At 59.3% G+C, this 13,466-nt stretch carries 15 protein-coding genes; 4 read left to right on the top strand and 11 right to left on the bottom strand.

Going from position 1 to position 13,466, the window contains the following annotated elements; genetic code table 11:
* Positions 1-8: 8 nt before the first annotated feature.
* Entirely contained in the window at positions 9-1,421 is a 1,413-nt protein-coding gene (locus ACR3EQ_RS15630; RefSeq protein WP_480491177.1) for an amidohydrolase family protein, read from the bottom strand.
* 127 nt (positions 1,422-1,548) lie between these two features.
* On the opposite strand from ACR3EQ_RS15630, the gene ACR3EQ_RS15635 reads away from it, so the two are divergent.
* Positions 1,549-2,556 (top strand): helix-turn-helix transcriptional regulator, encoded by a 1,008-nt coding sequence (locus ACR3EQ_RS15635; protein ID WP_480491179.1) that lies wholly within the window; start codon positions 1,549-1,551, stop codon positions 2,554-2,556.
* 132 nt (positions 2,557-2,688) lie between these two features.
* On the opposite strand, the gene ACR3EQ_RS15640 is transcribed toward ACR3EQ_RS15635, so the two are convergent.
* From ACR3EQ_RS15640 to ACR3EQ_RS15665, 6 genes are all read right to left on the bottom strand, one after another.
* Positions 2,689-3,486, bottom strand: a complete 798-nt coding sequence (locus ACR3EQ_RS15640; RefSeq protein WP_480491181.1) for a DUF1217 domain-containing protein — start codon at positions 3,484-3,486, stop codon at positions 2,689-2,691.
* Complete coding sequence (gene flbT / locus ACR3EQ_RS15645; protein WP_170614178.1) at positions 3,486-3,884, bottom strand: flagellar biosynthesis repressor FlbT; 399 nt, start codon at positions 3,882-3,884, stop codon at positions 3,486-3,488. The genes ACR3EQ_RS15640 and flbT overlap by 1 nt, the downstream gene beginning before the upstream one ends.
* A complete protein-coding gene (gene flaF / locus ACR3EQ_RS15650; RefSeq protein ID WP_170614179.1) occupies positions 3,881-4,258 on the bottom strand; it encodes a flagellar biosynthesis regulator FlaF in 378 nt (125 codons plus the stop codon). The genes flbT and flaF overlap by 4 nt, the downstream gene beginning before the upstream one ends.
* Positions 4,259-4,335: 77 nt before the next feature.
* Positions 4,336-5,547, bottom strand: coding sequence for a flagellin N-terminal helical domain-containing protein (locus ACR3EQ_RS15655; RefSeq protein WP_170619290.1), 1,212 nt, complete (start codon positions 5,545-5,547; stop codon positions 4,336-4,338).
* A 210-nt stretch (positions 5,548-5,757) separates the two neighbouring features.
* Positions 5,758-6,117: a flagellar biosynthesis protein FlgN gene (locus ACR3EQ_RS15660; protein ID WP_170614181.1), complete on the bottom strand. Its 360-nt coding sequence runs from the start codon at positions 6,115-6,117 to the stop codon at positions 5,758-5,760.
* Complete coding sequence (locus ACR3EQ_RS15665; protein ID WP_170614182.1) at positions 6,107-6,382, bottom strand: rod-binding protein; 276 nt, start codon at positions 6,380-6,382, stop codon at positions 6,107-6,109. Before ACR3EQ_RS15665 ends, ACR3EQ_RS15660 begins: the two co-directional genes overlap by 11 nt.
* A 112-nt stretch (positions 6,383-6,494) precedes the next feature.
* Here ACR3EQ_RS15665 and ACR3EQ_RS15670 point away from each other — a divergent pair, with 112 nt between their 5' ends.
* Genes ACR3EQ_RS15670 through ACR3EQ_RS15680 form a run of 3 tightly spaced genes read left to right on the top strand, consistent with a single transcriptional unit; the run spans position 6,495 to position 9,309 of the window.
* Entirely contained in the window at positions 6,495-7,718 is a 1,224-nt protein-coding gene (locus tag ACR3EQ_RS15670; RefSeq protein ID WP_170816970.1) for a flagellar hook-length control protein FliK, read from the top strand.
* Between the two features lie 3 nt (positions 7,719-7,721).
* Entirely contained in the window at positions 7,722-8,387 is a 666-nt protein-coding gene (locus tag ACR3EQ_RS15675) for a flagellar hook capping FlgD N-terminal domain-containing protein (RefSeq protein WP_170619288.1), read from the top strand.
* Positions 8,359-9,309, top strand: a complete 951-nt coding sequence (locus tag ACR3EQ_RS15680) for an aminoglycoside phosphotransferase family protein (RefSeq protein WP_170614184.1) — start codon at positions 8,359-8,361, stop codon at positions 9,307-9,309. The genes ACR3EQ_RS15675 and ACR3EQ_RS15680 overlap by 29 nt, the downstream gene beginning before the upstream one ends.
* A 7-nt stretch (positions 9,310-9,316) precedes the next feature.
* Here ACR3EQ_RS15680 and ACR3EQ_RS15685 read toward each other — a convergent pair whose 3' ends face one another.
* From ACR3EQ_RS15685 to ACR3EQ_RS15700, 4 genes are read right to left on the bottom strand one after another with little or no spacing between them, the layout of a single operon-like run.
* A complete protein-coding gene (locus tag ACR3EQ_RS15685) occupies positions 9,317-10,618 on the bottom strand; it encodes an NAD(P)/FAD-dependent oxidoreductase (protein ID WP_480491185.1) in 1,302 nt (433 codons plus the stop codon).
* Positions 10,615-11,433, bottom strand: a complete 819-nt coding sequence (locus ACR3EQ_RS15690; RefSeq protein WP_170614186.1) for an ABC transporter permease — start codon at positions 11,431-11,433, stop codon at positions 10,615-10,617. The genes ACR3EQ_RS15685 and ACR3EQ_RS15690 overlap by 4 nt, the downstream gene beginning before the upstream one ends.
* On the bottom strand, positions 11,430-12,320 hold the full coding sequence (locus ACR3EQ_RS15695; RefSeq protein WP_170614187.1) for an ABC transporter permease subunit: 891 nt from the start codon (positions 12,318-12,320) through the stop codon (positions 11,430-11,432). The genes ACR3EQ_RS15690 and ACR3EQ_RS15695 overlap by 4 nt, the downstream gene beginning before the upstream one ends.
* A complete protein-coding gene (locus tag ACR3EQ_RS15700) occupies positions 12,320-13,447 on the bottom strand; it encodes an ABC transporter ATP-binding protein (protein WP_170614188.1) in 1,128 nt (375 codons plus the stop codon). Before ACR3EQ_RS15700 ends, ACR3EQ_RS15695 begins: the two co-directional genes overlap by 1 nt.
* Positions 13,448-13,466 lie beyond the last annotated feature (19 nt).

Here is a 13,466-nt window from a genome sequence, read left to right on the forward strand (position 1 = left end):
TTCTGCGGTCAATCCAGCGTGTTTTTGTAAATTACACCGTCTTTCATGATCACGCGAATGGTTTCCGGGCTATCGGGTCTGGGATCAGCACCGAACCATTGATCCCCGGTACCAACCACCGAGAAATCCTCGAGCGGGTTGCCATCGATCAGCAGAATGTCGGCATAGGCGCCTTCTTCGATCACACCCAGCTTGCCGGCGGTATACGGGTTCATGAAATCGCCCGACAGCGCCACAACCTCGCCACCGGTCGAGGTCAGCGTCACCAATGACGTGTAGGGACCGAAGAATTCGTTATTGAGGTGCTTCTCGTAGGCGATCTGGATGTTGCACGCTTCGACCGAGCCGACACAATCTGTCTGGAACCCGCGCTTGACCGGGCATTCTTTCATGTTGTCGATGTAGCCAGCGAAAGTGGCCGAGGCCGATTTCGCCTTGGCGAGGCTGGAGGGCACATTGGCAACCGCCGGAATATCCAGCAGGCCGGGGTCGAAGGCTGTCAGGTTCGTGGTGATGTAGGCCCCTTTCTCGTTCATGACCTGGGCAATTTCGCAGTCAAACGAGAAGCCATGTTCTATAGACATCACACCTGCGTCGAGCGCACCCAGGATCGCTTCCTTACGATAGGAATGCGCCATGACGTAGCTGCCGTACTCATTTGCCACCTGCACTGCGGCTTTGATCTCTTCAGGGGACCCCGCCAGCAATTGCCAGGGGTCGAATGCCGAAACCACACCACCGGACTGCATGAATTTCAGTTGCGTCGCACCCATGCGAAAATTGTTGCGCGCGAATTTGTAGACATCGTCAACGCCGCTGACTTCCTGCGCCAGGTTCAGGCGGCTCATGTTGGTTTCCGAACCCGGCGGCGCGGTGAAATTGGCAAAGTCGGCGTGGCCACCCCGGGTTCCGATGAACGCACCGGACGGATAGTAACGGGGGCCCTCGATTTGACCCGAGTCGATTGCCCTGCGAAGTCCCCCATTGGCCCCGCCCGCATCCCTCACAGTGGTGAAGCCCTGCATCAGGTACATCTCGGCCATCCGGGCGCCGTGAATGGCGAAGTCTTCCCACGTCGTGTTGGCCTCCATCGCCGGAAGCGTTGGGCCCATCAGCATGAGATGTGCATGCAGCTCGATAAAGCCGGGGGTCAGTGTCCGTCCTCCGCCATCGATCACGGTGGCATCCGGTGCCTCGATCGTATCGGTCGAAACGGATTTAATGAGGTTTCCCTCGACCAGAACGCTGGCATTCTCGATGCGCTGCTCATTCACACCGTCGAAGACATGGACATTGGTAAACAGCGTCTGGGGCGCTTTTTCGTCTTGCGCCTGTGCGGCCAGAGAAGAGGAAAACGTTACCGTGACAACGGCCGCTGAAAGAAGGAAGTTTTGTAAGCCGGACATTAGAAACCTCGTCATATTCAGATCCTTTTAGACTAGCCCGAAAGGGCTTGGACCGGTTGCCACTTTTTCAGTAGGATGTTCGAATGTCGCAGGAAAAGTGGCTACTCGCCCAAACTTGCTGCTTGAGCCGAAGGGGACGATCGTGCCAGTCAATTCTACCGCAGGGGACCATAGCGAGGGCTTTATTCGGCTGGCATTGGCCGCGCCGTTTCTACGGCACCTCACCGACCGCAGGATCGACCCGCGGCCGGCCCTGGATCAGGTGGGCCTCAAGGCCGAATTGTTGTCCGATCCATCCGTCTATGTGCATTCCGAGCTGGTTTTCGGACTTCTGAATGCGTTTTCGGAATTGGCGGGCGATCGGTATCTCGGGCTTCATGTCGGCGAAACCTTCGATCTTCAGGGCTGGCCGCCTTTTGCGCAGGCGCAGCAATCCTCAAAGACGCTTTTCGAGTTTTTCGCCCATTTCGTGCGGCTCGTGCCGCAGGAATCCAGCTCGGTTCGGCACAGGCTGATCGTGGATGCGGACAAAGCGACCTATCGGGTCGAGCGGCAACAAGAGCCCGCGGTTCCACCGATCCAAGTCACCGGTTTCGGCGCCGCAATCTATGTGAGGCTTCTGCAAACCGTTGTTGGCAACTCGTGGGATCCAACTGTCGTGCGATGGGAAAGCCGATACATCAATGGCTTGCCGATCGCCTACAAAGGGATCGAGGTTGGTCTTGGGGCCGACCCCGGAATGCAGCTAAGTTTCCCTGTTGAATGGTTGTTTTTGCACCATGTTTCAGTGGGTTATGTCGCCCCCAAAGTCTCGGCACGACAAGAGGAAGAAGTGACCGTGGTGGCCGCATTGCGATCCGTCTTGCGCGACAAACTGGATGAAACGGATTTGGGACCAGAGGTGGTGGCCGGGTTGCTTGGCATACAGCCGGATCGGTTTCTGAAGGCACTTCAGCAACAAAGCACAACGCTGCCGCGCGAAATCAAACGGCTGCGCATCAATGTAGCAAAGGAACACCTGAAGGACGACAAAAAGACAATCGCAGAGATTGGTCTGATGCTGGGTTACTCGGACAAGTCCCATTTCACGCGGTTTTTTCGAAGCCAGACTGGAGTGACACCAACCAAATTCCGGCTTGGATCTGGCTGAAGCACAAAAGTCCGGACTGGCGGTTCGCGGCCTTTCATAGGCATGTCCGTCAAAAGCCGACAAGAATTCGTAACACATTCTCTCAGAAGGCATCTTAGGGTTGTGAGGTCTCGAGTTCTGCTCGCTATCCCGTCAGAAACCGCCCCCCAACAGGACCAAAGCTGTTTGCGCCGGAGAAATTGAACTTTGTATTTGTGCGATTTGACTGCGGGCCAGATACCTGTCGGTCAAAAGGCCAATGGCATCCGGATCTGAGAATTGAGACAGATCGTCGGAACCGGTCAGGCGGGACAACTTGTCTTTGAAAACCTGAAGCTGTTTGTCGATATCAAGCTGTGCGAAACCTGCTGGCAGGCCCAGCGCCGTTTCCATCATCTTGCGCAGGGGCGGCAGGCTCATCAGATCAAACCACTTGGTGTCCGCGCTCCCGCCGCTTGCCGCCAGATCGGCCAGCGCGTGCTGCGCATAAAGCGAGATTCGCAACGTTTCGTCGCTTTCGCCCACCGCAATCTCGAACCGGGAAACCACGTTGTTGCGTGCTATTTCTTCCATCTTCGCGATTAGGCCGGTTTTTCTGATTTCTCCTGGCCCCAGGCCAAAGGCTTCGGAGAACGCGCGATACCTTTTGTCGGACAAGCGATTGGACAGCGCATCATCGGCCTGGGTGCCGTCTGACAGGATCTTCTGAATGAAAAACCGATTGTTCAGGTCGTTCTCCAGCCCAAACGCCCCCAGCGCAACCTGTAACAGGCGGCGGTCAGACACCAAATCTTCTGCCGCTTTCACTTTGCCGATGTTGTCCAGAAAATACCGGGCCTCGCGGTCATTGACGTTGGACGTGCCGAAGCTTTGCATCTGCGCGTCATAGGTACGCTGCAGGAAGCGCCAACCGACCAGTCCGCCCGATGGTATGACCGGCTGAAAGCTCATCACTGATACGCCATCAGCCGCGCTTCCCGCGGCAGCAGGGATCTGAGCGCTTTCAGGCATTTATAGTGCTGTCCGGCGACAAGGGCCTGCGTTGCCTCGGCCAGAACCCGTCGGCTGTCGGCGTCGGTGAACACCTGGCTCAACTCCTCGACCCGGCGCAGCAATTGTTGGCGGGCCTGATCCGGATCCATATCTCCGGACAAAACAAGCTGAGCCGCGTAGCATACCCGTCGGACAGGTGTATTGACCTCGTCCGGATGAATGGCGTCCCGCAACCGCAATACATTTGCCTCCGGCGTCATGATCGAGAACCGGCTGCGCCGGTCTCCGTTTTCGATCACCACCCCGTTGATCAGCACCCGTTCCTTTGGGGCAAGCTTCAGAACCAGCCCGCTCATCTTGGGTCTCCGTTTTGGCGAAGACCGCGCAGGACGGCCATGTTGATCTCAAGCAAAGGGTCCACCATTGCGTCGTTGCTTAGCACTTTGCTGCTGTGCTGTTCCGTGAACTCGGCCAGATAGAATATCCGGGCACGCAGTTCGGCGGGCAACGCGTTTTCTGAATCTGAAACACCGCTGGCAAGCACCGACCACAACCGCCGGTTTTCGTGCAGCGCATGAACAAACCCGCCATAATCCGCATTACGGCGCGCGGATGCGGCCTTCAGCCTGTGAGTGATCTTGGAAATCGCCTCGTATTCCGTGTCGCGCGGCGTTCGTGTCGGTGCAGCGGTTTGAGCATAAGCGCGTTGGGCTAGAGTGAGAGGGGTCACATGAAATCCTTCCAGCAGGTCGTCTTCAGGCTGTCTTTGCCGGGGCGGATCGCGCCCGCCCCGACAAGGTTTGGATATTACCGGAACAGCGACAGGATCGACTGCGGTGCCTGGTTGGCGATCGAAAGCGACTGGGTGGCCAACTGCTGCTGTACCTGCAGCGCCTGCAGGCGCGCCGAGGTCTCTTCCATGTCGGCGTCGACCAGCGAGCCGATCCCAGATTTGAACGAGTCCGCAAGGTTCGAAATGAACGCTTTTTGGGTTTCGATTCGACCCTGCGATGAGCCAAATGCCGCAGATGCGTCAATCGAAGTGTCGATCAGCGATTCGACTGCTGCCAGGGCGGCGGTCGCTCCTGCTCCGGTGGAGACATCGATCCCCGCCAGCGCGCCCAGGCCGCCGGATCCGGCGTTCACGTACTGGGCCGAGAACGAGATATCCTCGCCGGTGCCATTGGTCACGGACAGTGTCCCCGCAGTGCCTGAATCGTAATCGACGGTCAGGCCGGTAATGCCCAATTCCTCAATCTTTGCTTTCAGGCCTACGGCGACCAGATCGCCGGTAGTGGTCGCAGCGGCATCCGCTGCCGACACCGTGTAGGATACAATCTGATCGTCAATCGCGACGACAACCTTGTCACCGGCGGCGAAGGCGCCGCTGGATTCATCCGTCACCAGGGCGGTGGCGGACGTGGCGCCATTGTCAATTGTGGCCCCCACGCGGTCGTTGCCGGTCGACGCGCCGGTCGAGCCATCGAACACCTGCGCCGCCACATAGCCGCCCGTTGAAAGGTTCTGGCCTGCAACCGTGATGGACGACGCCGTTACCGCACCGGTATTGTCGCGATCCAGAGAGGCCAGGATTGACGCCGACCCGGCTGATCCGTTCACCAGATTCAGGCCGTTGAACTGGGCTGCGCTGACCACAGACGCGATCTGGTCCTTCAATGCGGTCACGTCGTCATTGATCTTGCTGCGATCAACGTTGTCTTCCTGCGCGGCAACGATCTTGGCCTTCATTTGGGTCAGCAGATCCGTCACCGTCTCGGACGCATTGCGCGCCACGGCGACCGTCGATTCACCCAGTGCGAGGCTGTCCTTGATGGCGTTGAACCCCTTGACGTCCGACTCCATCACCTTGGAAATTGCCCAGACGGCAGAGTTGTCCTTGGCAGTCGCAACGTCTTTGCCTGTCGAGATCGCGTTCTGGGTCTGTGCTAGGTTCTTGTTGACCGACTTCAAGGTTTGCAGCGCCACCATTGCGCCGTTGTTTGTCAGAATACTGGACATGTCATTCATCCTTCTCCGTTCGGGCATTTCGGGCCCATGCTGTCCCGCCAAATTGGGCGGGCTTTGATGTCTTTCTGACGGATGCGATGCGCCGTTCGGTCGTTCGCGCCACCTGCTGTTTCCAGATGCAGGCTCACTATTGGTGCCGATCCCCTAACGGAGTGCTAAAGCGAAATGCCGCTAAAATTCCGATTTGAATCAAACCTGCGGCTATGCCCGTTTTTCCAGCTTTGCACTGCGCCGAACGGAAAAGCCGCTGCGTTGCCCGTCTGCCCCATAGGTGCTGAACTCCTGCTGAACACGGCGCAGCTCGGCGATGCGGTCAGCCACCGACCGGATACCTTCGGCCGCGCTTTTCAGCAGATCCTGATTCCGCGAAACCTTGCCTTGAACCCGCATCAGTTCATCCCGGCGAAATACCTGCAGGTCATTGATCGCGTTAATCAGTTTCTCTTTCTCGGGCTCCAGATGCGCCACGCGATTCAGATCACCTTCGGTAAGCGCGTTGCGCTCAAGCTCCAGGACGTTTTCCAGTGATTTCAGCAGGTCAACGTTTCGTTCAGTCGGCATCGGTGTTCTCCATCATGGCTTTCAACAGGATCTCGGACAGGCCCACACCGCCCGACAGGGCCAGTTGCTTTGCCTGATGTTGGACCAGAAAGGTCGAAAACTGATCTTCCCCTGCTCCGCCACCAAAGGTCTTTCGTGTTTCGCCCAACCCGGCGGATTTCAACATCTCGGCCAGAAACGTGGCCTCGAGCTCGACCGCGGCGGCCTGCAACCTGGTCAGAGGCGAAGACGGCTGAGGTGAGGCGGAAGGGGCGGCGATCTTCATGGCTTTCTCCGAAAATTCGATCGAACTTTCCTGATCAAAGGGGAAAGCGGTTAAAATAAACCTAACTTCCGCAAGGCAGGTTTCCGGATACGCAAACGGAGCCCGGAGCAAAATGCCCAACCCGATTCTGATGTCCACCCCGTCAAAATCTGTGCCCGCCAAAGCGAACGCGAACCCGCACCCGCGTGGTGACGTCAAAAAGGAGGCGACCTTCCAGGACATTCTGGAAGGGGAGATCGACACGACCGAGACCGGGGTTGATCCCGAAGCCCCTGAGGTGACTGACGCGGTGCCAGAGCTCGAAAATCAATTGCCGAGGGAACAGGCCGAACCGCAAGCGACGCCGGAACAGCCCGCTCGCCCGGCACCTTCGGATGTGCTGGCGGCCGACGCTCCAGAAGTTGGTGGGGGACCGGATGACTGGACGGGGATTTCCGTGCCGCCGGACGGGGGGACAGACTTCAACGCATCAGTAGAACCTCGGGCGGAAACCGCTCAGGCTTTGAGTCACCCCGTGCAGAGGGTGGAAATGGCTGATCAGGTCGGGCGCAAACCGTCATACTCTCCCATGCCCGCAAACCCTGAAGCTGCGCCGATCCAAGCGGCTATGTCTTCCCTGATAGACAAGCACGTGGTGGTGACTACCACTACCGGGTCTGAACCGAAACAGCAGGGGGTCAGTGCCAACCTTGCGGAGATACCTCAGGGGGATAGTTCGGTCGCTTCAGAATTCAGGCCCGCACCCGCCCGTACCAACGGCGCGGCAGCTGCACCGGGCTTTGCTCAGATGCAATTGCTCGCGTCAGCCAAATCGGATTCCAAGACCGAGCAGTCAGCGGTTCAGGAACTCGACATTTCACAATCGCCGGGTGACACCCGTTCACCTGTCGCGACGCGCGAAGCATCACTTATGAGCAGTCCACCGCCCACTCCCCGCGCAGATATCGCGCGAGCCATCGCAGGACAGATGGCCGCCGTCCTCTCGTCAAGGCCCGGCACCGGAGCCGTTGAGGTCGCCCTGAACCCAGAAGAATTGGGACGGGTCTCGATTGTGTTGAACGGACGCGAGGACGGGTTGCACATGAGCATTACCGCTGAGCGTCCGGAAACGCTGGACCTGATGCGCCGGCATATCTCGGTTCTGGAAAGCGAGTTTCAGAAACTCGGTTTTGGGGGGCTGTCCTTCGAGTTCGGTACATCCCCCGATGCAGGACACGGCGGGTCGGACGCCCATCGCCCTGCAAGCGTGGACAACGGATTGGCCGAGGCCGACCAGATCCTTGACCCGTCCGTTCCAAAAACAGGCCCTTCAAGGGGCATCGACATAAGGCTTTGACGCATGATCACACCCGCCCAATCCGTCACGCAGTCTACGGCTCAGCCGCCTACTGCGGCAAAATCCCGGGCATCTGCCCTGACATCGGATTTTGAAACCTTCCTTTTGATGCTGACAGCACAGGCCCGCAATCAGGATCCTTTGGAACCCCTGGATTCGTCCGAATACGCATCCCAGCTGGCGCAGTTTTTAATGGTTGAGCAACAGGTCCAGACCAATGATTTGCTGACCAGCCTTGCCATGGCGATGACAGGAGCCAATCCCGAGCAACTTGCCAACTGGGTCGGAATGGACGTCCGGTCTGCTTCGGCGTTTCAGTTCGATGGCCAGCCTGTCACCCTGTTTGTCGAACCGGAGCCGGCTGCAGACCAAACCTTGCTGGTCATCCAGAATGCCGAAGGCGCTGTTCTGCAGCGGAAAACTCTGCCCGTTACCGAAACCGAACTGGACTGGGCCGGGGTGGAACCGTCCGGCAATCCTCTGCCTTCGGGCAGCTATTCCGCTACACTGGAAAGCTACAAAAGCGGCGAGTTGATATCGCGCAAGCTGGCCTCGGCCTACACGCGCGTTGTCGAGGCTCAGGTCGCGGAAGGAACGGTTCTTTTGATTCTGGAAAGCGGTGCGGCGGTTCCCGCCGGCGATGTCACCGGTATCCGAACCGGCGCTTGATCTGCCGGGCCGTACAGGCCAAAGGTTGGCAAAGCCCGACTCGTTATTAATCCCGGTAAAGCCCCTGTCCCGTCCGCTTCTTCCTCCGACCGACCTTGTCGATCACCTCTGCCGTCAGAAGCTGATCGCGACCGATGCACAGTTTGAGACGCTTTATGGTGGTCGCACCAATCAGGTGTGGAAGGTGCTGGGCGAGGAGTACGACAGGGTGCTTAAGCTATATCGCACGGCACTACGAAACCCTCTGTTCCGCAACGACGCGGGTCTGGAAGCCGGTTGTCTGCAAGCGCTGGCGCATACCGGGTTCGTACCGCGCCTGCGTGGTTCGGGGCAGTACGGAATGGATCGATGGGTTTTTTATGACCACGCCCCCGGATCGCCCTGGCAATCCGGGCCGGAAGAGGTCGCGTCGTTGCTGAACAGGCTGCATTCCCTGCCTCCGGCGGTCGAGGCCCCGGACGGTTGCAACGGCAGCGCCGATCTGGCCCGTCATGGCCAGCAAATCCTTGAAGCCTGCACGTCCGCAGACCGGTCCCGGCTTGAGGGTTTGAAGCCGGTCGGGCAGGTCGCTGCTTTGCCCCATCGCTGCCTGATCCACGGGGACCCGGTTCCGGGCAATATCCTTGTTGCATCATCGGGCTTGACCCTGATCGACTGGCAATGCCCGGCTTTGGGGGATCCGTGCGAAGACCTTGCCCTGTTTCTGTCGCCCGCAATGCAGGTTCTGTATCGCGGAGCAGCTTTGACGCGGGATGAAGAAGACCGGTTCCTGTCAGCCTACCAAAACGCAGCGGTTACGGATCGGTACCGGAGCCTGCGCCGCTGGTACACGTGGCGCACGGCGGCCTATTGCCTGTGGCGCAAGGAAAATGGCGCACCGGATTACGCAAAAGGGTTCGAACTGGAACTGGCGGCGCTTTGATCCGTGCTCAGAGATCGTCCAGCGCGAGCAGCGCATAGGCGGGGGGCATCAGGGCACGCCGCCAGGGCCCTAGTGGGAAACGACGCGGCAAGCGGGTCATTGGCGGCGGAAGATCGTCAGGCTGTCCCAGGACAAGCCGGGCCAAGGCGCGGCCGCAATAGGTCCCCATGGCGACCCCGTTGCCATGGTAGGCAAAGCCGGCGAACATCCCGGTCTGCCCGGGAACAGCCCCGACAAATGGAACCAGATCGCGGGCCAGGCACACCATTCCGGACCATGTGTGCGTTACGTCCACATCGGCCCAGCCCGGGAACATGCGCCTGAAATCCTGTTTCACTTTCCGGCGAATGGCCGCCTCGGCGCGGGCCGAGGACAGCAACCCGCCGCGCATTCCGAACAAAAACCGCCGGTCGGGCATCAGCCGGAAATAGTGCAACAGGTTCCGGCTATCGTATGACATCTGATCCGTGGTCCAGCCCTGCGCCTGCAACTCGGCTTCGGACAAGGGCCGGGTGACAAGAACCGTCGACTGGGCGGGCATGTACCGGCCCGCCATCCAGGGCGGGATGTTTTCACTGGAATAGCCGTTGGTGCAGACCAGCACGTTATCCGCACGCAAGTTGCCGTTCGGTGTTTCAAGTTCGAAGCCGCTGCGGGTCTTTTCTATGTTTGAAACCGGACTGGACTGAAAGAACTGTGCACCGGACGATCCGGCGGCTGCTGCCAGACCGAACAGGTATTTCCGGGGATTCAGGGCAAACCCAACGGGAGTTGTGTAACCGCCGTAAAACGGACCGCCGAACCCCAAGTGCAACAATTCTTCCCGCTCGTGCAAGACACCGGACGCGTCCGCCTTTTTGCGCAGTGCATCCATCGCGCGTTTTGAATGGGCAAGTTGTGTCTCACCGCCCGAATGGGTATCGGCATCAATGCCGTGGGCCGAGAGCAGGTCGGCAACAAGCGCCACGGCGTCCTGTTCGGCCTGTTCATAACGCTCGGCTGCGGGTTCCCCGAAACGGCGAGCCAATCCGGTGTGGCTCAGTTTCGATCCCCCCAGACAGCAGAACCCGCCATTGCGCCCCGAGGCGCCCCAACCGGGCGTTGCCGCTTCGAGCACGGCGACCGAAACGCCTTTCCGGGCCAGGTGCAAGGCGGCGGAAACACCTGTGAAGCCGCCCCCGATGATGGCGGCGTCAACCTGCGACCCGCCAGGAAATGTGGGCCAGTCCGGTGCTGCGATGGTTTCGTCCCACCAGCACCCCTGCCGGGGGGCGGGGCCGTAGGTATAATCAGGAAACAGGCGCTTCATTCAGTGCGCGCCGCCGCCGTCTCGTCCTGACGTTGCCGTACCATGGCCCGCTTTGTCACCAGTGACGCGGTGATCACCCCGACCGTCACCGCCGCAATCATGAGCGTGGACAGCGCATTGATCTCAGGGCTGACGCCCAGCCTGACGGCCGAGAATATCTTGATCGGCAAGGTCGTGGCCGACGGCCCCGAGGTGAAAGATGCGATCACCAGATCGTCCAGTGACAGGGTGAAAGCCAGCAGCCAGCCGGAGATCACCGCAGGCGCGATGATCGGCAACGTGACCAGCCGGAACGCCTGCGCCGGAGAGCAGCCCAGATCAAGCGCTGCCTCTTCCAGAGACTGATCGAACGTCACCAGCCGCGAGGAGACCACGACCGAAACGAAGCACATCGAAAAGGTTGTGTGGGCCAGAACGATGGTCAGGATGCCCCGGTCCAGACCGATGCCGATGAACAGCAGCAGCAGGGACAGGCCGGTGATCACTTCGGGCATGACCAGCGGCGCGTAGATCATGCCGGAGAACAGCGTACGGCCAAAGAACCGCCCGCCGCGCACCAGCACATAAGCCGCCGCCGTGCCCAGAATGGTGGCCAGCGTTGATGAGAACACCGCAACCCGGATCGTGACCCAGGCGGCATCCAGAAATGCTTCGTTCTGGACCAGTTCCCCATACCATTTGGTCGAGAACCCGGCCCAGACCGTGACCAGTTTGCTTTCGTTGAAGCTGAAGATGATCAGGATGATCATCGGAATGTAAAGGAAAGCGAAGCCCAGTGTCAGGGAAACCGCGTTGAACCAGCTTAGCCTGTTCATTTCTCGGCCTCCGTCTGTTTCTGCTGATTGCGCTGGAACAGCACGATCGGAATGATCAGGATCAGCAGCAGAACCACCGCCACGGCGCTTGCCACAGGCCAGTCGCGGTTCGAGAAGAACTCTTCCCACAACACCTTGCCGATCATCAGTGTCCCGGATCCGCCCAGAAGCGACGGGATCACGAACTCACCAATCACGGGGATCATCACAAGGAAGCATCCGGCGATGATGCCGGGCCGCGACAGCGGGATTGTCACCAGCCAGAACGCCTGCAGACGTGAACATCCCAGATCTTCGGCGGCTTCGATCAGCGATCCGTCCATCCGTTCCAGCGCCGAATAGACCGGCAGGATCATGAAGGGCAGATAGGTATAGACGATGCCGATATAGACCGCCGTGTTGGTGTTCAGGATGGTCAGCGGGGTCGAAATGATCCCGGTCCACAGCAGAAACTGGTTCAGATAGCCTTCGTTGCTCAGGATGCCCATCCAGGCGTAGACCCGGATCAGGAACGAGGTCCAGAACGGCAGGATCACCAGCATCATCAGCGTCGGGCGCCATTCCTCGGGCGCGCGGGCCATGCCGTAGGCAATGGGGTAGCCTACGATCAGCGTCAGAACGGTCGAGATCAGGGCGATTTTGACGCTGGACAGGTAAGCCTTCCAGTAAAGGTCATCCTCGGTCAGCCAGACGAAATTCTCCAGATCCAGTTCACTGAAGAAGGCCTTGATGCCGGCCCACCCTTCGGACAGGTCCAGCGTCGGCGTATAGGGCGGGATGGCAAGGGCCGTGTCCGACAGCGAAATCTTCAGGACAATGAAGAATGGCACCATGAACAGCGCCAGCAGCCAGACATAGGGAAGTGCGATCAGCAGGGCCCGGCGCATCAGCGATCCAGCAGAACCGCGGCGGTCGCTGTCCAGGACAGCCAGACCGGGTCTTCCCATGTGAAGGATCGGCGCGAGATGCGGCGCGTATTGGCCGTTTGCGCCTTGATGATCGTGCCGTTCGGCAGTTCCACGTGATAGGTGGACAGATTGCCCAGATAGGCAATGTCATGCACCTTGCCCTGCACCGCGTTGATCGCGTCGGCGGGGCGTTCGGCCGAAATTGTCACTTTTTCGGGGCGGATCGCCAGATGACAGGTCTGACCGTTTGAAAATCCGCTTCTTGACTGTGCCGTCAGCGGTGCCTGCCCTTCGGCCCAGTCGATCTTGTACGTCTCTTCGCCATTTGCGGTCGCCCGGCCCTCGATGATGTTCACATCCCCGATGAAGTCTGCCACGTAGACCGAGTTTGGCGTCTCGTATATCCGGTCGGGGGTGGCCACCTGCTTGAGCTGCCCCTGATCCATGACGGCGACGCGGCTGGCGACGGTCATGGCTTCTTCCTGGTCGTGTGTCACGATTACGAAAGTGGTGCCCGTCTTTTCCTGAATATCCATCAGTTCGAACTGCGTGTCCTGCCGCAGTTTCTTGTCCAGCGCGCCCAACGGCTCGTCCAGCAGCAACAGTTTGGGCGCTTTTGCCAGCGAGCGTGCAAGCGCGACCCGCTGTCGCTGACCACCCGAGATCTGATGCGGCTTGCGGCGGGCAAACTGCTCCAGCCGGGTCAGACGCAACATTTCTTCGACCCGGTTTTCAAGATCACGCTTTGGCATGTTGTCCCGGCGCAGGCCAAAGGCGATGTTGTCCCAGATGCTCAGGTGAGGAAACAGGGCATAGGACTGGAACATCATGTTTACCGCCCTTTTGTTGGGCGGGATCGGATCGATGTCCTGACCGCCAAGCATGATGTGCCCTTCGGTCGGGGTTTCGAACCCCGCCAGCATCCGCATCATGGTGGTCTTGCCACATCCGGACGGCCCGAGCAGAGCAAAGAACTCCTTCTCGAAGATATCCAGAGACAGATTGTCGATGGCGGTAAAGGCCCCAAAACGTTTGGTCACGTTCTGAAACTGGATCAGCGGTTTCGCCTGTGGGTCATCCCATGGCGCAAAGACGTCAGAAGTCACTGTGGCCCCCGTGTTGCCG

This window comes from Ruegeria sp. AN11, assembly GCF_056536005.1.